An 18,413-nucleotide genomic window follows, 5' to 3' on the forward strand; every position below is an offset into this window, starting at 1 on the left:
ATTTTCGGTTAGCACAACCCCTGTTTGCTGGTCAATTTTAGGTTAGCATTACTAGGTGTTCACTGCCGCATAGGCAGCTTAGAAATTTGACGGGCTGGTCGGTGGCGTGGTGGACTTGTTCACTGCCGCATAGGCAGCTTAGAAAGAAGAGGGCGCGCGGGGTCCATATCAGCCCCCGTTCACTGCCGCATAGGCAGCTTAGAAAGGTAAAGCGGCCCTCGTAGTCCTGCACGTCCAGTTCACTGCCGCATAGGCAGCTTAGAAATCCACCTACTGCCCAAGATGCGGAGTGTCGCCGTTCACTGCCGCATAGGCAGCTTAGAAATTTGACGCCGCCGGTGGCGTCGAGTTTGAATCGTTCACTGCCGCATAGGCAGCTTAGAAAATCCAGGCCTACACCCAGCTCGCCGCCTCGGCGTTCACTGCCGCATAGGCAGCTTAGAAATCGGCAGCCTCGCTGAAATCACCGACCGAGTCGTTCACTGCCGCATAGGCAGCTTAGAAATTTTTCGGGCGGCCCGATCGGGATCGGGTGGTGTTCACTGCCGCATAGGCAGCTTAGAAATATAAGGGAGCCCATTATATAGCGGACTACGCGTTCACTGCCGCATAGGCAGCTTAGAAACTGATCCGCTCCTGCTCGGCGCGGCGCTCGGCGTTCACTGCCGCATAGGCAGCTTAGAAATCCAGCGCAAGCAGGCCCACGCCATCATCGACGTTCACTGCCGCATAGGCAGCTTAGAAATGCGAGTGTGAGACAGGACCACGCTTGCCATGGTTCACTGCCGCATAGGCAGCTTAGAAACAGAGTCTCTACCGCCGAGCGCTCGGCTACTCGTTCACTGCCGCATAGGCAGCTTAGAAATGACGGATGAGCCCAAGCAGGCAGGTCGATGTGTTCACTGCCGCATAGGCAGCTTAGAAAAGGGCGGTGATCTCTTTCTTGAGCATCTCAAGGTTCACTGCCGCATAGGCAGCTTAGAAATATAAGGGAGCCCATTATATAGCGGACTACGCGTTCACTGCCGCATAGGCAGCTTAGAAAATCAAGGCCCACGACGACGGTTTCATGCCGCAGTTCACTGCCGCATAGGCAGCTTAGAAAGTCGAGGGCCAGGAGCAGGCAGACGAACGCATGTTCACTGCCGCATAGGCAGCTTAGAAAGTAAGCGGCGGAGAACAACAGCGCCGGTCCTGGTTCACTGCCGCATAGGCAGCTTAGAAAATAGCTCCAGGAGAAGGACGATATTCCGCAACAGGTCTATGCTGCCCAACCCCGCAGCGCGTTTTCTGCTATCCTTGAAACTCCATATCATCACCGTTGCCAACCCGGGATAACGGTTTTTTTGAGGTTGTATGCACTTTCACCATCTCTTCTCCGCCCTCGCCATTGTGCTGCTCGGCTCCCTGGTCGGCGGCCGCCTGGCGGCCCTGCTGCGCCTGCCGCGGGTCACCGGCTACCTGCTGGCTGGCCTGCTGCTCGGCCCCTCCTGCGCCCAACTGCTCGGCCTGCCGCCGCTGCTGGCCGAGGACGCGCTGCGGGAACTCGACGTTCTCGGCAATCTCGCCCTGGCTCTGATCATGGTCAACATCGGCGGCCAGTTCCGTACCGACCATCTGCGCCGCTACCGTCACCGGATCGCCATCTTCTCTCTGGGAGAAACCGGGCTGACCTTCATCCTGGTGGCGGTCTGTTGCTTCCTCGTCAACCAGCTGCTGATGGACGTCGTGGTCGGCGGCCTGACCCTGACCCAGACCTCTCTCGCCTTCGGCCTGCTGCTGGGATTGATCGCCATCGCCACCGCCCCGGCGGCGACCCTGATGGTGATCCGCGAATACGAGGCCGCGGGTCCGGTGACCAACACCGTGCTGACCCTGATCGGATTGAACAACCTTGCCTCGGTGATGCTCTTTATCCTTGCGGAACAACTGCTGACCGGCAGCGGTTTTTCGCTGCAGCTGTTGACCCGGATGTTCGGACCGCTGCTGCTCGGCGGCCTGCTCGGCTTCCTGATGTCGGTCTGGGGGCAACGCCTGGAACAGGGCAGCGAGTACAAGATCCTCCTGCTCGGCGGCATCGCCGCCTGCACCGCTCTCAGCCTGGCACTGCAGGTCGACAGCCTGCTCGCCAGCCTGGCGCTCGGCATGGTACTGGCCAACAGCTCGCCACGCTGGCACCGGATGCTTGAATCGCTGCGGCAAATCGACTACCCGCTCTATGTCGCCTTCTTTGTCCTCGCCGGCGCCAACCTGCACCTCCAGACCCTTGGCCACATCGGCCTGCTCGGAGTCATCTACGTGATCGCCCGCACCGTCGGCAAACTGGTCGGCGCCTGGTGCGGTGCCCGCATCGGCGGATTCAGCCTGCGCGAGCAGCGCTACGTCGGCGCCACCCTGCTGGCTCAGGCCGGGGTCGCCATCGGGCTGGCCCGAAACCTGGTCATCGACTGGCCGGAAATGGGCGCATTGCTGCAGACCGTGGTTCTCGGCGCCGTGGTGGTGTTCGAAATCTTCGGCCCTCTCGCCGTTCGTCACGGGCTGGTTCATTCCGGTGAAGTCCCGCTGCTTTCGCTGCTGCAGAAGCAGGCGCCGCAAAGCGCCCTGGAAGGACTGCACAGCGTAGTCCACCATTTCCGCGCCTCTCTCGGCCTGCCGGACGGCCACAAGGTCAGCGATCCGGGAGATATCCTGGTGCGTCACATCATGCGGCAGAACGTCGAAACCCTGCACAATGACACCGGCTACCACGAGCTGCTGCGCTTGATCGCTCACAGCCGTTACGACCGCTTCCCGGTGGTCGATCAACGGGACCGCTTTATCGGCATGGTCAACTACACCGAGATCCGCAGCCTGCTGTTCGAACCTGACCTGGCAAGCCTGGTGGTGGCCGGCGACCTGGTCACCAGTGTCCAGCATGCGGTCTTTCCGCAACAGTCGCTGCGCGAGGTGCTCGACCTGTTCCAGCAGCAGCGGGATGTCAGCTTCTTCCCGGTGGTCGATCCGGATGAACCGACCCGCCTGCTCGGTATCCTCAGCCAGAATGACGTCCTCTCCGCCTTCCGCCGGCTGGCGGAGAAAGCCTGAAAAGAGACAAACAAAAAGGGCGGCCCGCATCGGGTCGCCCTTTTTGTTTGTTTTCATGTCCACGCCAGCTTACTTCTTCATCAGCGCCGTGGCCTTTTTCGCTTCCGGAGATTGAGGAAACCGTTCCTGCAGCTTGGCCCAGATCACCCGGGCGTTGTCCTTGTCGCCGAGGGCCTGGAAAGCCAGCCCCTGCTTGAGCAGGGCCGATGCCACCTTCGGCTGGTCCCCGTATTTTTCGACCACATCCTGGAACTGCAGGATGGCATTTTCGTACTTCTTCTCCCCGTACCAGGCTTCACCGATCCAGTAGGTGGCATTCACCGCCAGGTGATGCTTGGGATATTGCTTGAGAAAGGCCTGCAGCCGCTCACGGCCAAGGGCGAAGTTGTTCTGATTGCGGATCGCGTCCAGTCCCTGCTGATAAAGCTCTTCGGCACTTACGGGCGCGGGCGCTGTCGCCGCGACTTTCGACGGCGCCTTCTCCAGTTTGACGAGACGTTCTTCGATGGCCTTGACCTTGAAGCGCAGTTCATCGCGCAGGGCGGTCAGTTCCGCCTGCAGTTTCTGCCGGGCGGCCGCCTGTTCCTCGATATCCCCCCGCATGCTGAGAACCTGGTTGCGAAAACTGTCGAAATCGGCCTTGAGGTCGGCCTGGCCGCGGGTCAGTCCGGCCAGCTGCTGCTGTCCACCGCCGGCGGCCTGCGCCTTGCGCAACTCCACCAGGGCCGTTTCATTGGCCGCCAGGCGACGCTTCATCTCCGCCAGATCCTGGTCGATGCGCTGCTGCTGTTGCGGGTTGGCACAGCCGCCAAGGATCATCACCAGCAGCAGAAATCCGAGATAGCACGCTTTCATAACGCCTCCTCAAAGACCTGAAATAAAAAGGGCCGCGCTGCAAAACAGCGCGGCCCCCGTATCCATCTTAAGCTGATCAGCGGACCGCTTTGAACTCGTCACGCCGGTTCTTGGCCCAGGCCGCTTCGTTGCTGGCCGGGTCGAGCGGCATCTCTTCACCGTAGGAGATAGTCGAGATCCGGTCGGCGGCCACGCCGAGAGAAACCAGGTAGTCACGCGCGGCAATCGCCCGTCGCTCACCGAGCGCCAGGTTGTATTCGTCGGAGCCACGCTCGTCGCAGTGCCCCTCGATCCGCACCTTGACGCCGGCGTTGGCCTGCAGCAGGGCAGCGTTGGCGGCAAGGATATCACGCGCCTGGGCCGAGAGACTGAACTGGTCGAAATCAAAATGAATCCGCTGCAACTGCCGGGCGACGGCCTCGATGTCGGCCGGAACCTGCTCCTTGACGGAGGACTCGCTCACCCCCTGGTCGGCAACCGCGGTCGGCTGCTCGACGGCAACCTTGGTCTCGACCGGGGCTTCAGCGGGAGCCTGCTGCGCGGCGGGCTTTTTCGCACAACCAACGGCCAACAGGGAACACAGCGCCACAACGGCAATCCACTGCATTACGACAACCTTCTTCATGGTGTTCCACTCCTTTCAAACGTCTATAGAAATGATATTGTTACCGAAAAACCCTAGTAAAACAGCCTCGATTATACAGAAAGCCGCTGAAAAGACAACTAGGATTGCATTAATCTTGACGATGGCAGCGACGGAGGTTACCAGCGTGGCGACCAGGCCGGATGGTTGCAGTTGCCGGAACCGCCGGAAACCTTGACCGAACCGCTGCCGTCGGCACGCATCAGGTAGATCGCCTTCCTGCCGCTTTCATCCGACGAATAGACCAGAAAGCGCCCATCCGGACTCCAGCGCGGATGTTCCTTGTTGCCGGGACCGAAGGTCAGCCGCCGCTCTTCGCTGCCGTCGGGCCGGATCAGGTAGATGTCGAACAGGCTTCCCTCCTTGCGGCTGAAGGCGATCCAGTCCCCCTTCGGGCTCCAGGCCGGGGTGACATTGTACTTGCCGTTCAGGGTCAGGCGCTGCGGATCACCGCCGTCGGTGGAAAGCAGAAAGATGTGGGGATTGCCGCGCCGGTTGGAGACAAAGGCAATCCGATCACCGTCCGGGCTCCAGGTCGGATCGATGTCGATACCCCAGTAGCGGGTCAGTCGCTTACTGATCCCGCCGTTGCCGTCAAGCAGGTAGATTTCCGAATTGCCGTCCTTCGACAGGGTCAGGGCGATCCGGTCGTCCCGCGGCGCGAAACGGCCGCCGACGTTGAGCCCTCGGCGGGCGGAAAGCCGCGACTCGCGACCGCTGAAGATATCCCGCTGGTAGAGATCGGGATTACCGGCCCGGTAGCTGGTGAAAATCACCCGGCGCCCGTCGGCGGAGAAATCGGGATTGAGGACGATGGAGCGATGATTTGTAATCCGCACCGGCTTGTGTCCGTCAACCTCCATCAGGTAGAGTTCCTTGCGCCCGCTCTGGTCGGAGATGTACGCCAGCCGGCTGCTGAAGGGACCGAGGCTGCCGGTCAGGCTTTTCAGAATCTGGTCGGCGAAGGCATGAGCGATGCGGCGGACATCACCCGGCTTGCCGACATAACGGCGACCGTTGAGCAGCCGCCGGGCGCGGACATCAAACAGCCGCGCCTCGACCACCAGCTGTCCGCCGCGCAGCGAGTAACCGCCCTTGATCAGCATCTCAGCCCCCAGCAGCCGCCATTCGGCGAAATCCACATCGATGGAGAGCAATCCCAACCTGCCGGCATCGGCGAGAAAGGCGCGCGGGTCGATGCGGCTGAAAAGACCGGTCAGCTCAAGGTCCCAGGAGAGGACCTGGTTGAACTCCTCGGCCAGGGCCGGGTTGCGGCCGCCGTCGAGCGGCTGGAGGACGGTCAGCGCCAGCGGTATCTGCTGTTGCCCCGGGGCGCTGATTTCGATGGCGCTCCAGGCCGGCGTAACCAGAACCAGCAGCAGCAACAGCGGCAGAATCAATCGTGTCATGATTATTCCTGAAGATCCTTGAGGTTGAACTTGATGATTTCCCTGATGGTTCGGCCCGGCGGCGGTTCAAGCCGATCAACCCGGCGAATCGCCTGGGTAATCGAATCATCAAAACGACGATCCCCCGAACTCTTCATAACCGTATAGTCGCGCAGAAAGCCGCGGGCATCATAAACCACTTCGACATCCGCCTTGAGATCAAGACTCCTGACCTGGTATTTCGACAGGCTCCAGGCACTCTTGTAGGCCTGCTGCAACCAGGTCCGGTAGGAAACCCCGGCCTCACTGCCGGTGCCGGCGGTTTCGCCGAGAGGCGCCTTGCTGCCCGGCGCCCGGCGGGTGTCCTGCGCCTCCAGAGCCGCCAGTTTCCGCTTCAACTCCTCGCGTTCCCGCTTGCGCCTGAGCTTCTCGATGGCGCTTTCGGTCTTGCGATAGTCAACCTTCGGTTTCGGCCGAGGCTTGCTGACCGCTTTCGGCCTGGACTTGGGTTTGACCTTGGGTTTGACCTTGGGTTTCGGCTTGGGCTTGGGCCTGGCAACCGGCTTCGCCTTCGCTTTCGGTCGGGCCTTGACCTTGTGCTTCGGCGCCCCGTCCGGTCGCCCGGCCTGCGGATTTTTGACCGGCAGGTTGACCAGGTCGACCACGTAGACCGGCGGCTTCGAATGCTGCATGCGCGGCAGCAGCCAGCCGCCGAAGAGCAGCACCAGCAGCAGGTGCAGGCCGAATGAATAGCCGAGCATCGCGGCCAGACGCGGATCGCGTCGTCCCCCGGCCTGCCGCCGCCAGCGGTTGTTGTGACCGCTCCCGCTCACCTCAGCGCTCAGGTTCCTCAGCCACCATGCCGAGCTTGGCGACCCCGGCAGCCTTGATCGCCGCCATCACCTGCACCACCCGCCCATAGGGAACCTTGCGGTCGGCTTCGAGGAAGACTTCCTTCGACTTGCGTCCGCGCAGAACCTGCTCCAGCACCGGGGTCAGCTTTGCCGGCGAGGGAACCGTCGACTTGCCGACACTGATCGTGCCGTCAGCGGCAACCGTGACCACCAGCGGCTCCTGCGCCCCGGTCATGGCCGGCGCATCCTTCACCTCCGGCAGTTCCACCTCGACCCCGGTCTCCATCATCGGCGCGGTGACCATGAAAATGATCAGCAGCACCAGCATGACATCGACAAAGGGGGTGACATTGATCTGGGAGAGGGTGCTGCGTCCCGAGTTGCCGCGGGTTCCGACTTCCATCGCCTAATCCCGTCCCATGCGCTGCACGATATTGAGAAATTCCTGGCAGAAATTGTCCATTTCACCGGTCAGCACGTTGACCTTGTTAACGAAGTGATTGTAGGCCATGACCGCCGGAATCGCCGCCACCAGGCCGATGGCGGTGGCGATCAGCGCCTCGGAGATTCCCGGCGCGACCACCGCCAGCGAGGCGCTGCCGGTTTTACCGATGCCGTGAAAGGAATCCATGATCCCCCAGACTGTGCCGAACAGACCGATAAAGGGAGCGGTCGAACCGGTGGTGGCGAGAAAGGTGAGATATTTTTCCAGCCGCTGGGTTTCACTGGTGGTGGCACGGCGCAGGGCGCGGGCGACATTGGCCGACCGCCCCAGCTCGGCGCTCGGGCCGCCACCCTCGCTCGGCTGTCGACTGCCGCGCAGCAACTCCTGGTAGCCCTCGCGGAACAGAACGGTCAGCGGTGACTGGGAAAAATCCTTGAGCCCCTGGCCGATCAGGTCAAAGCGTTTCTTCGCCCAGAAGAAATCGAGAAAACGATCCGAGTCAATGATCGCCCGGCGGACAATCCGAAACTTGAGAAAAATGATGGCCCAGGAAACAATGGAAAAATAGGCGAGAACCAGCAGGACCAGCTTGACGACCGGCCCCGCACCGAGGATCAATTCCAAGGGACTCCTCCTTACGGCGATACATGAATGATCAATGACGGCCTGAAAAACACCAACTGCGGCGATTATTGACGATCGCCCGGGGCAAGTCAACGTGCTTACCCACAGCCCGGTTCCGCCGCGCAGAGGCTTGCCTTCGACAGCAGGCGGGGTAAGCTTGCTCTGTATGCTCGATCTCAAGCTCATCCAGCAGGCCGCCGCCCGACTCGAAGGACAGGTTCGCCGCACGCCGCTGCTGCAGTCGGCCTATTTCAGCCAAAAACTCGGCCGGCCGCTGCTACTGAAATGCGAGAACCTGCAGCGTACCGGCTCCTTCAAGCTGCGCGGCGCCTACAACTTTCTCGCCTGCCAGCCCCGCAAGCGCATCGCCCCGGGGGTGATCGCGGCCTCTGCCGGCAATCACGCCCAGGGCGTGGCCCGCGCCGCCCAGTTGTTCCAGGTTCCGGCGACGGTGGTGATGCCGGTCAGCACCCCGCTGGCCAAGGAACAGGCGACCCGTCACTACGGCGCCGAGGTTATTCTGCATGGAGAAAACTACGATGCCGCGGCGGCCCATGCCAGGCAGCTGCAGCGGCAGAACAATCTGGTCTACCTGCCCGCCTTCGATCATCGTCTGGTGATCGCCGGACAGGGAACCATCGGCCTGGAAATCCATGCCCAGCGTCCCGATCTGGCGGCGTTGCTGGTGCCGATCGGCGGCGGCGGACTGATCAGCGGCGTGGCCAGCGCCCTCAAGGCCCTCAACCCACGCATCCGCATCATCGGCGTCGAAGCGGCCGGAGCCGCCAGCGCGCTGCACTCAAGGCGGAGCGGAAAGCGCGTCCGCCTGGCCTCGGCACATTCCCTGGCGGACGGTATCGTGGTCAAACAGCTTGGTGCCAGAACCTTTCCGCTGATCGAGGAACTGGTCGACCATCTGCTCACCGTTGAAGAAGAGGAGATCGCCCAGGCGATCGTCGGGCTGCTGGAAAAAACCAAGCTGGTGGTCGAAGGATCGGCGGCGGTCACTCTGGCCGCCCTGCTCTTCCACGCGCCGAAGCTGCCGCCCGGACCGGTCGCCTGCCTGCTGTCGGGCGGCAACATCGATGTCCAGACCCTCTCCCGGGTGGTGCAGCGCGGCATGATCGCCGAAGGCCGTTTTCTGAAAATCCTTGTCAACCTCGATGATGCCCCCGGCAACCTGGCACGGCTCAGCCAGCTGCTCGCCGGGCAGGGAGCCAATATCCTGCACGTTCATCATGACCGTCGACTGAGCAGCATCCCCCTCGGCCGGGCCGAGGTACTGCTCGAACTCGAAACCCGCGGCCCCGAACATATTGCCGCCATCCTCGACGCCCTGCGCCGCCAGACCTGGGGCGCCGAAGTGCTGCACTGAAACCATGTCCGATCATCCCATCAGCGATCGTCTGTTTCTGATCGGCACCGTGCACCGCGACCGGTACGGGGAAGAACGTCTCAGCCGCATCCTTGAACAACTGCGACCGGGCCTGGTCACGGTTGAAATGAGTCCCTACGCCCGCGACTACCGGACCGGGCAGACCCGACCGCAGCTGCTGCGGCTGGAGCGGATCCTGAAACGCCTGGCCAAAGAACTGGGCTGCCCGCTTCAACAGCTCAACCGGCATCCTGCCATTGCCGACATCCGCGGCCTGCTGGCGCTGCCTTTTGAATACCGGGCGGCCCGTGCCTATGCCGACGCCGATGGCGCAGACCTGAAGCTGGTCGATCTCTCGGAAGTCTCGATCCCGAAACTGCGCCAGGTGGAAACCGGACTGATCAGCTACCGCAACCTGAAGATCCTGGTGCGCCGGCCGACCGGAGTTCCGCCGTCGGGAAACGAAGGCTATGCCGGCGCCCGGCAACTGCTGGCCGAGGATGCCCCGGAGAGCCTGCGTCGCACCTTTCTCCGCAACCGACGCGGCACCGAAGGAATCGGCCCGCGCGACGCGGCCATGGCTGAAAAAATCGTCGAACTGCTGCAACGCCGACCGGAACAACGGCTGGTGCATATCGGCGGCTGGGTACACCTGATCGATGATCCGCAACAGCAGACTCTCTACAGCCATCTCGCCGCCTGGCGGCCGCAGCGGCTGCTGCTGGGAAGTCGCTGACCGGGGGTTGTGGCCCCCGACAGCTGGAACTAACCTGAATCCGTGGGTTTATGTCGGATGAAGAGTACAAGTGCTTGACCTGAATGTGATTTGCAAAAATCTGAGGCGCACCCATAGGTTCGCCGGCGATTTTTGAAAAGTACAGACGGGTCAATGACTTGTGCTATTCGCCGGCAATGGACTCACTGATTCAGGACGAGAACAATGACCCGAGATGGGTGCGGATATAGGCGGCCGTCCGCGATCCGGGACTGCGCTGCAGCAGGCGCTTGATCGCCTCGGCATCATCGAGATCGTACCAGGAAGCCACCCGGCACAAATGAATACCGGCCCGATCAGCCGCCTGCCGGGTGCTGTCCAGCACCTCGGCGGTACTCCAGGCGATATCCCGAAACAACTCCGGACAGGGCCGACGACAACCGATCAGCACATAGCCGCCGTCATCGGCCGGAGCGGCCACCGCGTCAGCCGTCCGCAACGCGGCAAAGGCCTCATCGACCAGCGCCCGCGGCAGATCGGGACTGTCGCTGCCGACCAGGGCCGCCGCCCGGAAGCCATCGGCAAGAAGACCGTGCAGAGCCCGCGCCATGCGCTGCCCGAGATCTCCCTCCCCCTGGGGCCGCAGTTCGATCGCTGGAAAATGGTCCGCAAACCAGCCCCTTTCCCCGGCATGGAAAAGCACCAGCGGACGGCCGCAGGCCGAAAGCCTGGCAACCGTCTCGTCGAGACAGGCCGCATAGAGAGCCGCCGCCTGCTCCGGGGAACAGGGAGGACAAAGCCGGGTCTTGACCCGGCCGGGAAGGGGCCGCTTGGCAAACACACCCAACACCTGGGATGCTTTATCGTCACTGTGAATCTGTTTCTGCCGCAGGGACTTTTCCACGCTTTCCACAACCTTATCCACAGCGTTGACTAGTCCCCGACAGTCATCTCGACCTGGGCGTAGGCCGAATGGTTATGAATTGACTCGAAATTTTCACATTCCACGCGAAACCAGCTTATCTCACCGTTTTCCTTAAGTTTCCTGGTCACCTCACGCACCATGTCTTCGACAAACATCGGGTTGTGATAGGCCTGTTCGGTGACCGCCTTTTCATCCTCGCGCTTGAGCAGCGAATAAACCGGCGCGCTGGCGCAGCTTTCAACGGTGGCGATCAGGTCTTCGAGCCAGACATGCTCCCGGTAACGGATCTGGACCCGCACCAGGCTGCGCTGGTTGTGCGCTCCAACCTCGCTGATCTCCCGGGAACAGGGACAGAGCGAAGTCACCGGCACCTCGGCCTCGATGACGAAATCGAAATGATCGCTCAGGGTACCGATCATGCGGCACTGGTATTCCATCAGTCCGCGCGCGCCGGAAACCGGGGCGCGCTTTTCGATGAAGTAGGGAAAACAGAGTTCGAGATGGGCCCGGCCGGCATCCAGCCGCTGCTGCATCTCGCCGAGAATCTCCTCCAGATTGTCGACACTGATCTCGCCATGGTAGCGGTTGAGAATCTCGATGAAACGACTCATATGGGTGCCCTTGAACTGTTCGGGCAGATCGACGTACATGTTGATCCGGGCCACGGTGTGCTGCTGCTCCCTGTACTTGTCGAGCAGCACAATCGGGTAGCGGATATCCTTCACCCCCACCTTGTCGATGGGGATGTTGCGCGTGTCGCGCGATTTCTGCAGATCGGGCATGGACATGGAAAACTCCGTTCCGACTCAGGCGTAGGCAACCGGGTCCTGCAACCCGACCTCGGCAAAACCCTTGAGACGCAGCCGACAGGAATCGCAGCGACCGCAGGCCAGACCCTCCGGGGTCGGGTCGTAGCAGGAATGGGTCAGGCTGTAGTCAACACCGAGATCCAGACCGCGCCGGATGATGTCGGCCTTGGTGAGCTCCAGCAGCGGGCTGTGAATCCGGTATTCGCCCTTTCCCTCGACCGCGGCCGCGGTCGCCAGGTTGGCCAGCTTCTGCCAGGCGGCGATATACTCGGGACGGCAATCGGGATACCCTGAGTAGTCGAGGGCGTTGACGCCGATGAAGATATCGAAGGCCCCGAGAACCTCGGCCCAGCCGAGAGCGAAGGAGAGAAAAATCGTGTTGCGTGCCGGCACGTAGGTCACCGGGATCTCCTCGTCGAGGGGACGATCCTTGGGCACCTCGATATCGGCGGTCAGGGCGCTGCCGCCGAAGGCGCGCAGGTCGATATCGGCCACCTGATGGGCGACGGCGCCGATCTGCGGAGCATAGGTTTTTGCCTTTTCCAGCTCGACGGTATGACGCTGACCATAGGCAAAGCTGAGGGCATAGGGCGCGAAGCCCTGATCGCGGGCGATCGCCAGGCAGGTGGTCGAGTCGAGTCCGCCGCTATAGAGAACAACTGCTTTTTTCTTCATTGATAAACCCTGAAATCGGCTAAGGGCCAAAGGCCAAAGGCTAAAGGTCAAGTCCAATCGTCCCGTCGCCCTGCGCCTGACACCCGACGTTAATGAACCTCGTAATAATCTCCGGTCCCCAACCGGTGAACCTTGAGCAGGTTGGTGGTGCCTGGGGCGGAAACCGGGCTGCCCATGGTGATCACCACCACCTCACCGCGCTGCAGGATGCCGGCCTCAAGAACGGTTTTGGCAACGGTTTCGATCTGCGCTTCGGTATTGCCCTCGATTTTGACCCGCAGCGAGCGTACCCCGTGGTAAAGGGCCAGCTGGCGCCGCACTGTCTCGGACGGAGTCACCGCGTAGATCGGCACCCGGGGGCGATACTTGGCCACCAGCGCCGCGGTCTTGCCGGTCTGGGTAAAAGCCAGAATCGCCGCCGCACCGAGGTTTTCCGCCACCCGGCAGGCAGCCTGGGAAATCGCCTCGGGCAGGGAGCGCCAACCGTCAACCTCGGCAAGCGGGGAAAAGACCTGCTCGCGCAGGGCCGGGTCCGATTCAACATCAAGCGCGACCCGCTCCATCAGTTGCACCGCCTCCACCGGATAGCGCCCGCTGGCGGTTTCCGCCGAGAGCATCACCGCGTCACTGCCGTCGAGGATGGCATTGGCGACATCCGAGGTTTCGGCCCGGGTCGGCCGGGGATTGCTGACCATGCTTTTCAGCATCTGGGTGGCGGTGATGACCGGCTTTCCGGCGTGGTTGCACTTGCGGATAATCCGCTTCTGGATCAACGGTACCTTTTCCGGATGAATCTCAACGCCGAGATCACCGCGCGCGACCATGATGCCGTCACTGACCTCAAGAATCGCGTCAAAGACCTCCACCGCCTCCGGCTTTTCAATCTTGGCGATCACCTGAATCGGACTTTCCCGGTCCAGCAGGTGCTTCTTCAACCCTTCCACTTCATCCGGGCTGCGGACAAAGGAGAGCGCCACGTAATCGACCTGCTGTTCCATGCAGAAGTCGAGGTCCGCCCAGTCTTTTTCGGTCATCGCCGGCGCCGAGACCGCCACTCCGGGAAGGTTGATCCCCTTGCGGTCCTTGAGGATGCCGCCGACGATCACCCGGCAGCGAACCCGGGGAGGATCAACTTCGGCCACCTCCAGTTCCAGCAACCCGTCATCGAGCAGAATCCGGTCACAGGGGCGGACATCATTCGGCAGACCGGCGTAACCGGTGGGGATCAGATGATCCTTGCCGACCAGGTTCTCGGTGGTGATCCACACCTGCTCGCCGGCAATCAGTTTCAGCATTCCCCGATCAAGCGTGCCGACGCGGATTTTCGGCCCCTGCAGATCACCGAGGATAGCCACCGCCCGCTGCCGCCGTCGCGACAGAGCCCTGATGCGGGCGATCAGTTCCCGTTTTTCATCCCGGGTGCCATGAGAAAAGTTCAGCCGGAAAAGGTCGGCTCCGGCATCCAGCAAAGCATCGAGCCGCTCTTCGGTCGAACTCGCCGGCCCGATCGTGGCGACAATCTTGGCGTGACGGAATTTTCGCTGCATACAGTCATCCTTTGATCGGTTCAAGAATACCTGAATCAGTGAGCTCATACCGGCGAACAGCACAAGTCATTGACTCGCTTGCGGCCGCTTTGAATATAGCACAGAGCCTCTGACGGGCAACCGCAAAATGGTTGCCGGAAACGCTTGGTGCATGCTATAAGTTACGGGTTTGCCGTTGGAATTTTCAAAGGTGGGGAGACCGGCTGTCAAGATCGATCTGCCGGTTCGCTGCGACCTTGACCCGAATCACTGATTCAGGTTGACACCCGGACCATCAAAACCATGATACGTTCCCTGTTTCGCAAACTCCTCTGGCTGGCTCTCGCCGCAGCCCTGCTCGGGGCGACCGGCATTGTCACCGCCTACCTGCTGGTTGCCGGCTCCCTGCCGAAAGTCGACACCCTGGCCGACTACCGGCCGCCGATCATCACCCGCATACTCAGCGACGACGGCACGGTGATCGCCGAGATCTACAAGGAACGGCGCATCCTGGTGCCGGTGGAACGTATCCCGCGGCAGCTGATCCACGCCTTCGTCGCCGCCGAAGATTCGAAGTTCTTCGAACATCGCGGTATCGACCTGGTTTCCATCTTCCGCGCCGCGCTGAAGAATATCCAGGCCGGCGGCATTGTCCAGGGCGGCAGCACCATCACCCAGCAGGTCGCAAAATCACTGCTGCTGACCCCGGAGAAGAAATTCGAACGCAAGTTCAAGGAAGCGATTCTCGCCTGGCGCATGGAGCAGAAACTCTCCAAGGAGGAGATTCTCTACCTTTATCTCAACCAGATCTACCTTGGTCACGGCGCTCACGGCATCCAGGCGGCGGCGGAGAATTATTTCGCCAAAAATGTCGAAGACCTGACCCTCGCCGAGTCGGCGATTCTCGCCGGCCTGCCGCAGGCACCGAGCCGCTATTCCCCCTACCGCCACTTCCAGCGCGCCAAGGACCGCCAGCACTACGTTCTCAAGCGCATGGTCGAGGACGGCTACATCAGTGAAGCCGAGGCCGAGCAGGCCGAAGCCGAACAGGTCGTCATCCACCCCCGGGTCAACCAGCACGTCGCCGAAGCGGCCTACTTCACCGAGCAGGTTCGCCGTGACCTGGTCGAGACTTATGGTGCCGAAACCGTGCTGACCCAGGGGCTCGAAGTCCACACCTCCCTCAACCTGGAGATGCAGCGTGCCGCGCAACAGGCGGTGCGGGAAAACCTGCGCAACTACGACAAACGCCAGGGCTACCGCGGTCCGCAGAAAATTCTCAGTGAAGCCGACACCGTCACCTTTCTCGCTGAACAGACCCGCCGGCTCCAGCGCCGGCCGCCAGCGGCCGGGGACTACCTGCGCGGCATCCTCACCGGTTTCGACTCCCGGGTGCTGCAGGTCACGGTCGGTGACCGCCGCGGGCTGCTTCCCCGTGATTCCTTCAAGTGGGCGGGAAACCTTCGCTTCCTCTCCCGTGAAGACTACCTGAAAACCCCGGAGGATCCGGAATCGGATCAGATCCTGGTGCCGATCGGTTCGGTTCTGGAGCTGCGCGTCAACAAGGTCCGTCCTGACGGGTCCCTGGAACTGAGCCTGGAGCAGACCCCGAAAGCCCAGGGGGCGCTGGTCGCCCTCGACCCGCAGAGCGGCCAGGTCAAGGCGATGGTCGGTGGTTTCGATTTCGCCGACAGCCAGTTCAACCGCGTCACCCAGGCCCGGCGTCTGCCCGGGTCGGCGATGAAGCCCCTGATCTACGCCGCGGCGCTCGATAAGGGCTATACCCCGGCGACGGTGATCCTCGACACGCCGATCATCTACAAGGAAACCCGCGATTCCGGGGAAGAGACCGAATGGAAACCACGCAACTACGGCAAGAAATTCTACGGGCCGACCTCGCTGCGCACCGGTCTGACCCACTCACGCAATATCATCACCATCAAGATTCTTGAGGATATCGGGGTCAACTACGCCGCCAACTACGCCCGCCGACTCGGTATCGTCTCGCCGCTGACCCGCGACCTGACCCTGGGACTCGGCTCCTCGGCGGTCACCCCGATTGAAATGGCCAAGGTCTACGCGGTGTTCGCCAATGGCGGCATCAAGGTCAGCCCGGCCTATATCACCCGTATCCTTGACCGCGACGGCAAGGTCATCGCCTCGGTCGACCCGGCCGACTTCCCCGACGGTGCCGGCCCCGGACAGCGTCTGCTGCAGCAGCGTAGGGAACGGGTTATCTCCCCTGAAACCGCCTATCTGATCACCAACCTGCTCGAAAGCGTCGTCCAGCACGGCACCGGCTGGCGGGCCAAGGCGCTGGGCCGGCCGGTGGCCGGGAAAACCGGCACCACCAATGACCTCAAGGATGCCTGGTTCATCGGTTTCATCCCGCAGCTGGTCGCCGTCACCTGGACCGGCTACGATCAGGAACGCTCCCTCGGCAAGCAGGAAACCGGCTCGCGGGCCGCCGCCCCGGCCTGGGTCGCCTTCATGCGCAAGGCGAGTAAAAAATTTCGTCCGCGCCAGTTCCGGGTCCCCGACAGCATCGAATTCCGCTCCATCGATCCGAAAACCGGGCTGCTGGTTCCGGAAGACACTCCGGACGCCATCATCGAGGCCTTCGCCCCCGGCACCGCTCCCACCCGCTACGCCCTGGATGAAGACCGTCCCAAGGCGCGCGACTTCTTCAAGCTTGACCTGGAAGAGAACTAAACGTCAGGTTCCCCAGGCTGAGCAAAAATGTCCACATGCAAGGCGTCCGCGCACCCGCTGAATAAGGCGTACCGGAAGGTACATCGTTGACGCGGGGGAAGGACAACGCCGCAGATGGGCGTTTTTCATCAGCCTGCTCGTTCAGAGCATCCCCTGCCCGCGCCAGAAACGCTCGGCTCCGGGATGCAACGGAACCCGGATGCCACGCAGTCCGAGCCGGCGGTCAAGCTGCCTGCCGATCGGATGCCGTTCCGCCATCGCCTCCATCCCGGCATCGGCATAGAGCCTCTGCAGCAGCCGGTAGACCAGACCGTCGTCGAGATCGACCCGGGCCGCGAGCAGCGCCGAATCCTCAAAAGTCCAGACACGCCGCACCTGGCCGGGATAGGTTCCCGGAGGAATGATCTTTTCGGTGTAGAAAGGAAACTCGCGGAAAAAGCTGCTTTCGCGGGCCTCGGAAAAGAGGTCGATGAAACGCAGCGGCCGGTTTTCCGCCGCAGAGACCAGGGCCCGGTTGGGATAGCCGACCACCAGCCAGACCGCCTCGACGCTGCCCCGATCCAGTTCGCCGAGCCCCATGCTGAAACCGACGTGAATCGGCACGATCCGCTGCCACAAACCGACACGGGAGAAGTAGCGCCGCGCGGCCAGCGCTGTTCCGGAACCGGGGTTGCCGATGGCGATCCGTTTGCCGATCAGGTCACTGAGTTGGCTTATGGGGCTAGACTCGGGTACCACCAGCTGTGCCGCGGCACCGTAAAGACGACCGAGGGCGCGAACATTCTCGAACGACGACGCCTCGTCCGGCAACTGTCCCCGGCGACCGAGCCAGGCGTCGCCGGCGTAGACCAGGGCGAGATCAAGACGGCCGGCGCTGAGATCTTCAAGGTTGCCAATCGATCCGGCCGAGGATTCAACCCGCCACTGCCGCTTCGGCGCAACGGTCGAAGTCACCTCCAGCAGCGCTTCGGCATAGCCCTGGAAGGTGCCACCGGACGGACCGCCGCCGATGAGAATGGTTTGCTGCTGTGAATCACAGCCCATCGCCAGAAACAGCAGCAGCACGAATGTCGGCAAGTGAACCCGACGGGGCACGACCTGCTCCTTCTTATTTGCTGCGCGTAACTCCCCGTCGCGGGCAGCCATCCGCGATCGGACAGGCGCTGCAGACCGGCGTCGGCGCCTTGCACAGGGTCCGACCGTGGGCTATCAGGGTATGGCCGGCCCGCGTCCAGCGCTCCTCCGGCAGCAACTGTTGCAAGTCCTTTTCAATTTTAACCGGATCTTCGGCCCGCGTCCAACCGAAGCGCCCGGCCAGGCGTTTGACATGGGTATCAACCACCATGCCGGGGATGCCGAAGGCGTTGCCGAGGACCACGTTGGCTGTTTTGCGGCCAACCCCCGGCAGGGCAACCAGCTGCTCAAGGTCGGTTGGCACTTCTCCACCGTATTCGACACTCAGAACGGCGGCGCAGCCGATCAGGTTTTTCGCCTTGTTGCGAAAGAACCCGGTGGAACGGATCAGCGCTTCCACCTCGACCAGGTCGGCATCCGCCATTGCCCCCGGGGAGGGGAAACGTTCAAACAGCGACGGTGTCACCAGGTTGACGCGCACATCGGTACACTGCGCCGACAACATGGTGGCAACCAGCAGCTGCCAGGGGTTGCGATGATTCAGCGCGCACTCCGCTTCCGGGTACACCTGCTCCAGACGTTCGAGCAGAACAATCGCGGCATCGCGATCGGTCAGGCTGCCCATACCTTGCCTTCCGGTGAGACTGAA

General features: G+C 62.1%; 16 protein-coding genes and 1 CRISPR repeat array. Of the genes, 4 read left to right on the forward strand and 12 right to left on the reverse strand.

The window, feature by feature from the left end; genetic code table 11:
• The first annotated feature begins 57 nt into the window (after positions 1–57).
• Positions 58–1,225: direct repeats of the CRISPR family, unit length 28 nt; unit sequence GTTCACTGCCGCATAGGCAGCTTAGAAA.
• A 131-nt stretch (positions 1,226–1,356) separates the two neighbouring features.
• Positions 1,357–3,084: a cation:proton antiporter gene (locus C2E25_RS07320; protein ID WP_103115110.1), complete on the forward strand. Its 1,728-nt coding sequence runs from the start codon at positions 1,357–1,359 to the stop codon at positions 3,082–3,084.
• A gap of 69 nt (positions 3,085–3,153) precedes the next feature.
• On the opposite strand, the gene ybgF is transcribed toward C2E25_RS07320, so the two are convergent.
• The 6 genes from ybgF to tolQ form a co-directional block, all read right to left on the reverse strand.
• Positions 3,154–3,939, reverse strand: a complete 786-nt coding sequence (gene ybgF, locus C2E25_RS07325; RefSeq protein ID WP_103115111.1) for a tol-pal system protein YbgF — start codon at positions 3,937–3,939, stop codon at positions 3,154–3,156.
• Between the two features lie 76 nt (positions 3,940–4,015).
• Positions 4,016–4,564 (reverse strand): peptidoglycan-associated lipoprotein Pal, encoded by a 549-nt coding sequence (gene pal, locus C2E25_RS07330; RefSeq protein WP_103115112.1) that lies wholly within the window; start codon positions 4,562–4,564, stop codon positions 4,016–4,018.
• A gap of 137 nt (positions 4,565–4,701) precedes the next feature.
• Complete coding sequence (tolB, locus tag C2E25_RS07335) at positions 4,702–5,991, reverse strand: Tol-Pal system beta propeller repeat protein TolB (RefSeq protein ID WP_103115113.1); 1,290 nt, start codon at positions 5,989–5,991, stop codon at positions 4,702–4,704.
• A 2-nt stretch (positions 5,992–5,993) separates the two neighbouring features.
• Positions 5,994–6,803: a TonB C-terminal domain-containing protein gene (locus C2E25_RS07340; protein WP_103115114.1), complete on the reverse strand. Its 810-nt coding sequence runs from the start codon at positions 6,801–6,803 to the stop codon at positions 5,994–5,996.
• A gap of 1 nt (position 6,804) precedes the next feature.
• Positions 6,805–7,227, reverse strand: a complete 423-nt coding sequence (gene tolR, locus C2E25_RS07345; protein ID WP_103115115.1) for a protein TolR — start codon at positions 7,225–7,227, stop codon at positions 6,805–6,807.
• 3 nt (positions 7,228–7,230) lie between these two features.
• Positions 7,231–7,893: a protein TolQ gene (gene tolQ / locus C2E25_RS07350; protein WP_103115116.1), complete on the reverse strand. Its 663-nt coding sequence runs from the start codon at positions 7,891–7,893 to the stop codon at positions 7,231–7,233.
• 166 nt (positions 7,894–8,059) lie between these two features.
• On the opposite strand from tolQ, the gene ilvA reads away from it, so the two are divergent.
• Positions 8,060–9,268: a threonine ammonia-lyase gene (gene ilvA, locus C2E25_RS07355; RefSeq protein WP_103115117.1), complete on the forward strand. Its 1,209-nt coding sequence runs from the start codon at positions 8,060–8,062 to the stop codon at positions 9,266–9,268.
• A 4-nt stretch (positions 9,269–9,272) separates the two neighbouring features.
• Positions 9,273–10,004, forward strand: a complete 732-nt coding sequence (locus C2E25_RS07360; RefSeq protein WP_103115118.1) for a hypothetical protein — start codon at positions 9,273–9,275, stop codon at positions 10,002–10,004.
• A 190-nt stretch (positions 10,005–10,194) separates the two neighbouring features.
• Here the strand turns inward: C2E25_RS07360 and C2E25_RS07365 are convergent, their stop codons facing one another.
• From C2E25_RS07365 to pyk, 4 genes are all read right to left on the reverse strand, one after another.
• Positions 10,195–10,887, reverse strand: a complete 693-nt coding sequence (locus C2E25_RS07365) for a TIGR04282 family arsenosugar biosynthesis glycosyltransferase (protein WP_158247175.1) — start codon at positions 10,885–10,887, stop codon at positions 10,195–10,197.
• A 29-nt stretch (positions 10,888–10,916) separates the two neighbouring features.
• Entirely contained in the window at positions 10,917–11,690 is a 774-nt protein-coding gene (gene folE2 / locus C2E25_RS07370) for a GTP cyclohydrolase FolE2 (RefSeq protein WP_103115178.1), read from the reverse strand.
• 24 nt (positions 11,691–11,714) lie between these two features.
• Complete coding sequence (queC, locus tag C2E25_RS07375; RefSeq protein WP_103115120.1) at positions 11,715–12,392, reverse strand: 7-cyano-7-deazaguanine synthase QueC; 678 nt, start codon at positions 12,390–12,392, stop codon at positions 11,715–11,717.
• 89 nt (positions 12,393–12,481) lie between these two features.
• Positions 12,482–13,939: a pyruvate kinase gene (gene pyk, locus C2E25_RS07380; protein WP_103115121.1), complete on the reverse strand. Its 1,458-nt coding sequence runs from the start codon at positions 13,937–13,939 to the stop codon at positions 12,482–12,484.
• Between the two features lie 282 nt (positions 13,940–14,221).
• Here pyk and C2E25_RS07385 point away from each other — a divergent pair, with 282 nt between their 5' ends.
• The gene (locus C2E25_RS07385) at positions 14,222–16,630 is read left to right on the forward strand and encodes a penicillin-binding protein 1A (RefSeq protein ID WP_103115122.1); all 2,409 of its coding nucleotides are present in this window, start codon (positions 14,222–14,224) and stop codon (positions 16,628–16,630) included.
• Between the two features lie 141 nt (positions 16,631–16,771).
• Here the strand turns inward: C2E25_RS07385 and C2E25_RS07390 are convergent, their stop codons facing one another.
• Both C2E25_RS07390 and nth read right to left on the reverse strand, forming a co-directional pair.
• On the reverse strand, positions 16,772–17,725 hold the full coding sequence (locus tag C2E25_RS07390) for a TAXI family TRAP transporter solute-binding subunit (RefSeq protein WP_158247176.1): 954 nt from the start codon (positions 17,723–17,725) through the stop codon (positions 16,772–16,774).
• A gap of 13 nt (positions 17,726–17,738) precedes the next feature.
• Positions 17,739–18,389: an endonuclease III gene (gene nth, locus C2E25_RS07395; RefSeq protein WP_103115124.1), complete on the reverse strand. Its 651-nt coding sequence runs from the start codon at positions 18,387–18,389 to the stop codon at positions 17,739–17,741.
• Positions 18,390–18,413: the final 24 nt, after the last annotated feature.

Origin of the sequence: Geothermobacter hydrogeniphilus (assembly GCF_002898515.1) — a bacterium.
GTDB lineage: Bacteria > Desulfobacterota > Desulfuromonadia > Desulfuromonadales > Geothermobacteraceae > Geothermobacter_A.

What these genes read in the sequence shown, in the direction of transcription:
- C2E25_RS07320 (WP_103115110.1), top strand. Translation starts at nt 1,357, where the DNA reads ATGCACTTTCACCATCTCTTCTCCGCCCTCGCCATTGTGCTGCTCGGC.
- ybgF (WP_103115111.1), bottom strand. Translation starts at nt 3,939, where the DNA reads ATGAAAGCGTGCTATCTCGGATTTCTGCTGCTGGTGATGATCCTTGGC.
- pal (WP_103115112.1), bottom strand. Translation starts at nt 4,564, where the DNA reads ATGAAGAAGGTTGTCGTAATGCAGTGGATTGCCGTTGTGGCGCTGTGT.
- tolB (WP_103115113.1), bottom strand. Translation starts at nt 5,991, where the DNA reads ATGACACGATTGATTCTGCCGCTGTTGCTGCTGCTGGTTCTGGTTACG.
- tolR (WP_103115115.1), bottom strand. Translation starts at nt 7,227, where the DNA reads ATGGAAGTCGGAACCCGCGGCAACTCGGGACGCAGCACCCTCTCCCAG.
- ilvA (WP_103115117.1), top strand. Translation starts at nt 8,060, where the DNA reads ATGCTCGATCTCAAGCTCATCCAGCAGGCCGCCGCCCGACTCGAAGGA.
- C2E25_RS07360 (WP_103115118.1), top strand. Translation starts at nt 9,273, where the DNA reads ATGTCCGATCATCCCATCAGCGATCGTCTGTTTCTGATCGGCACCGTG.
- folE2 (WP_103115178.1), bottom strand. Translation starts at nt 11,690, where the DNA reads ATGCCCGATCTGCAGAAATCGCGCGACACGCGCAACATCCCCATCGAC.
- queC (WP_103115120.1), bottom strand. Translation starts at nt 12,392, where the DNA reads ATGAAGAAAAAAGCAGTTGTTCTCTATAGCGGCGGACTCGACTCGACC.
- pyk (WP_103115121.1), bottom strand. Translation starts at nt 13,939, where the DNA reads ATGCAGCGAAAATTCCGTCACGCCAAGATTGTCGCCACGATCGGGCCG.
- C2E25_RS07385 (WP_103115122.1), top strand. Translation starts at nt 14,222, where the DNA reads ATGATACGTTCCCTGTTTCGCAAACTCCTCTGGCTGGCTCTCGCCGCA.
- nth (WP_103115124.1), bottom strand. Translation starts at nt 18,389, where the DNA reads ATGGGCAGCCTGACCGATCGCGATGCCGCGATTGTTCTGCTCGAACGT.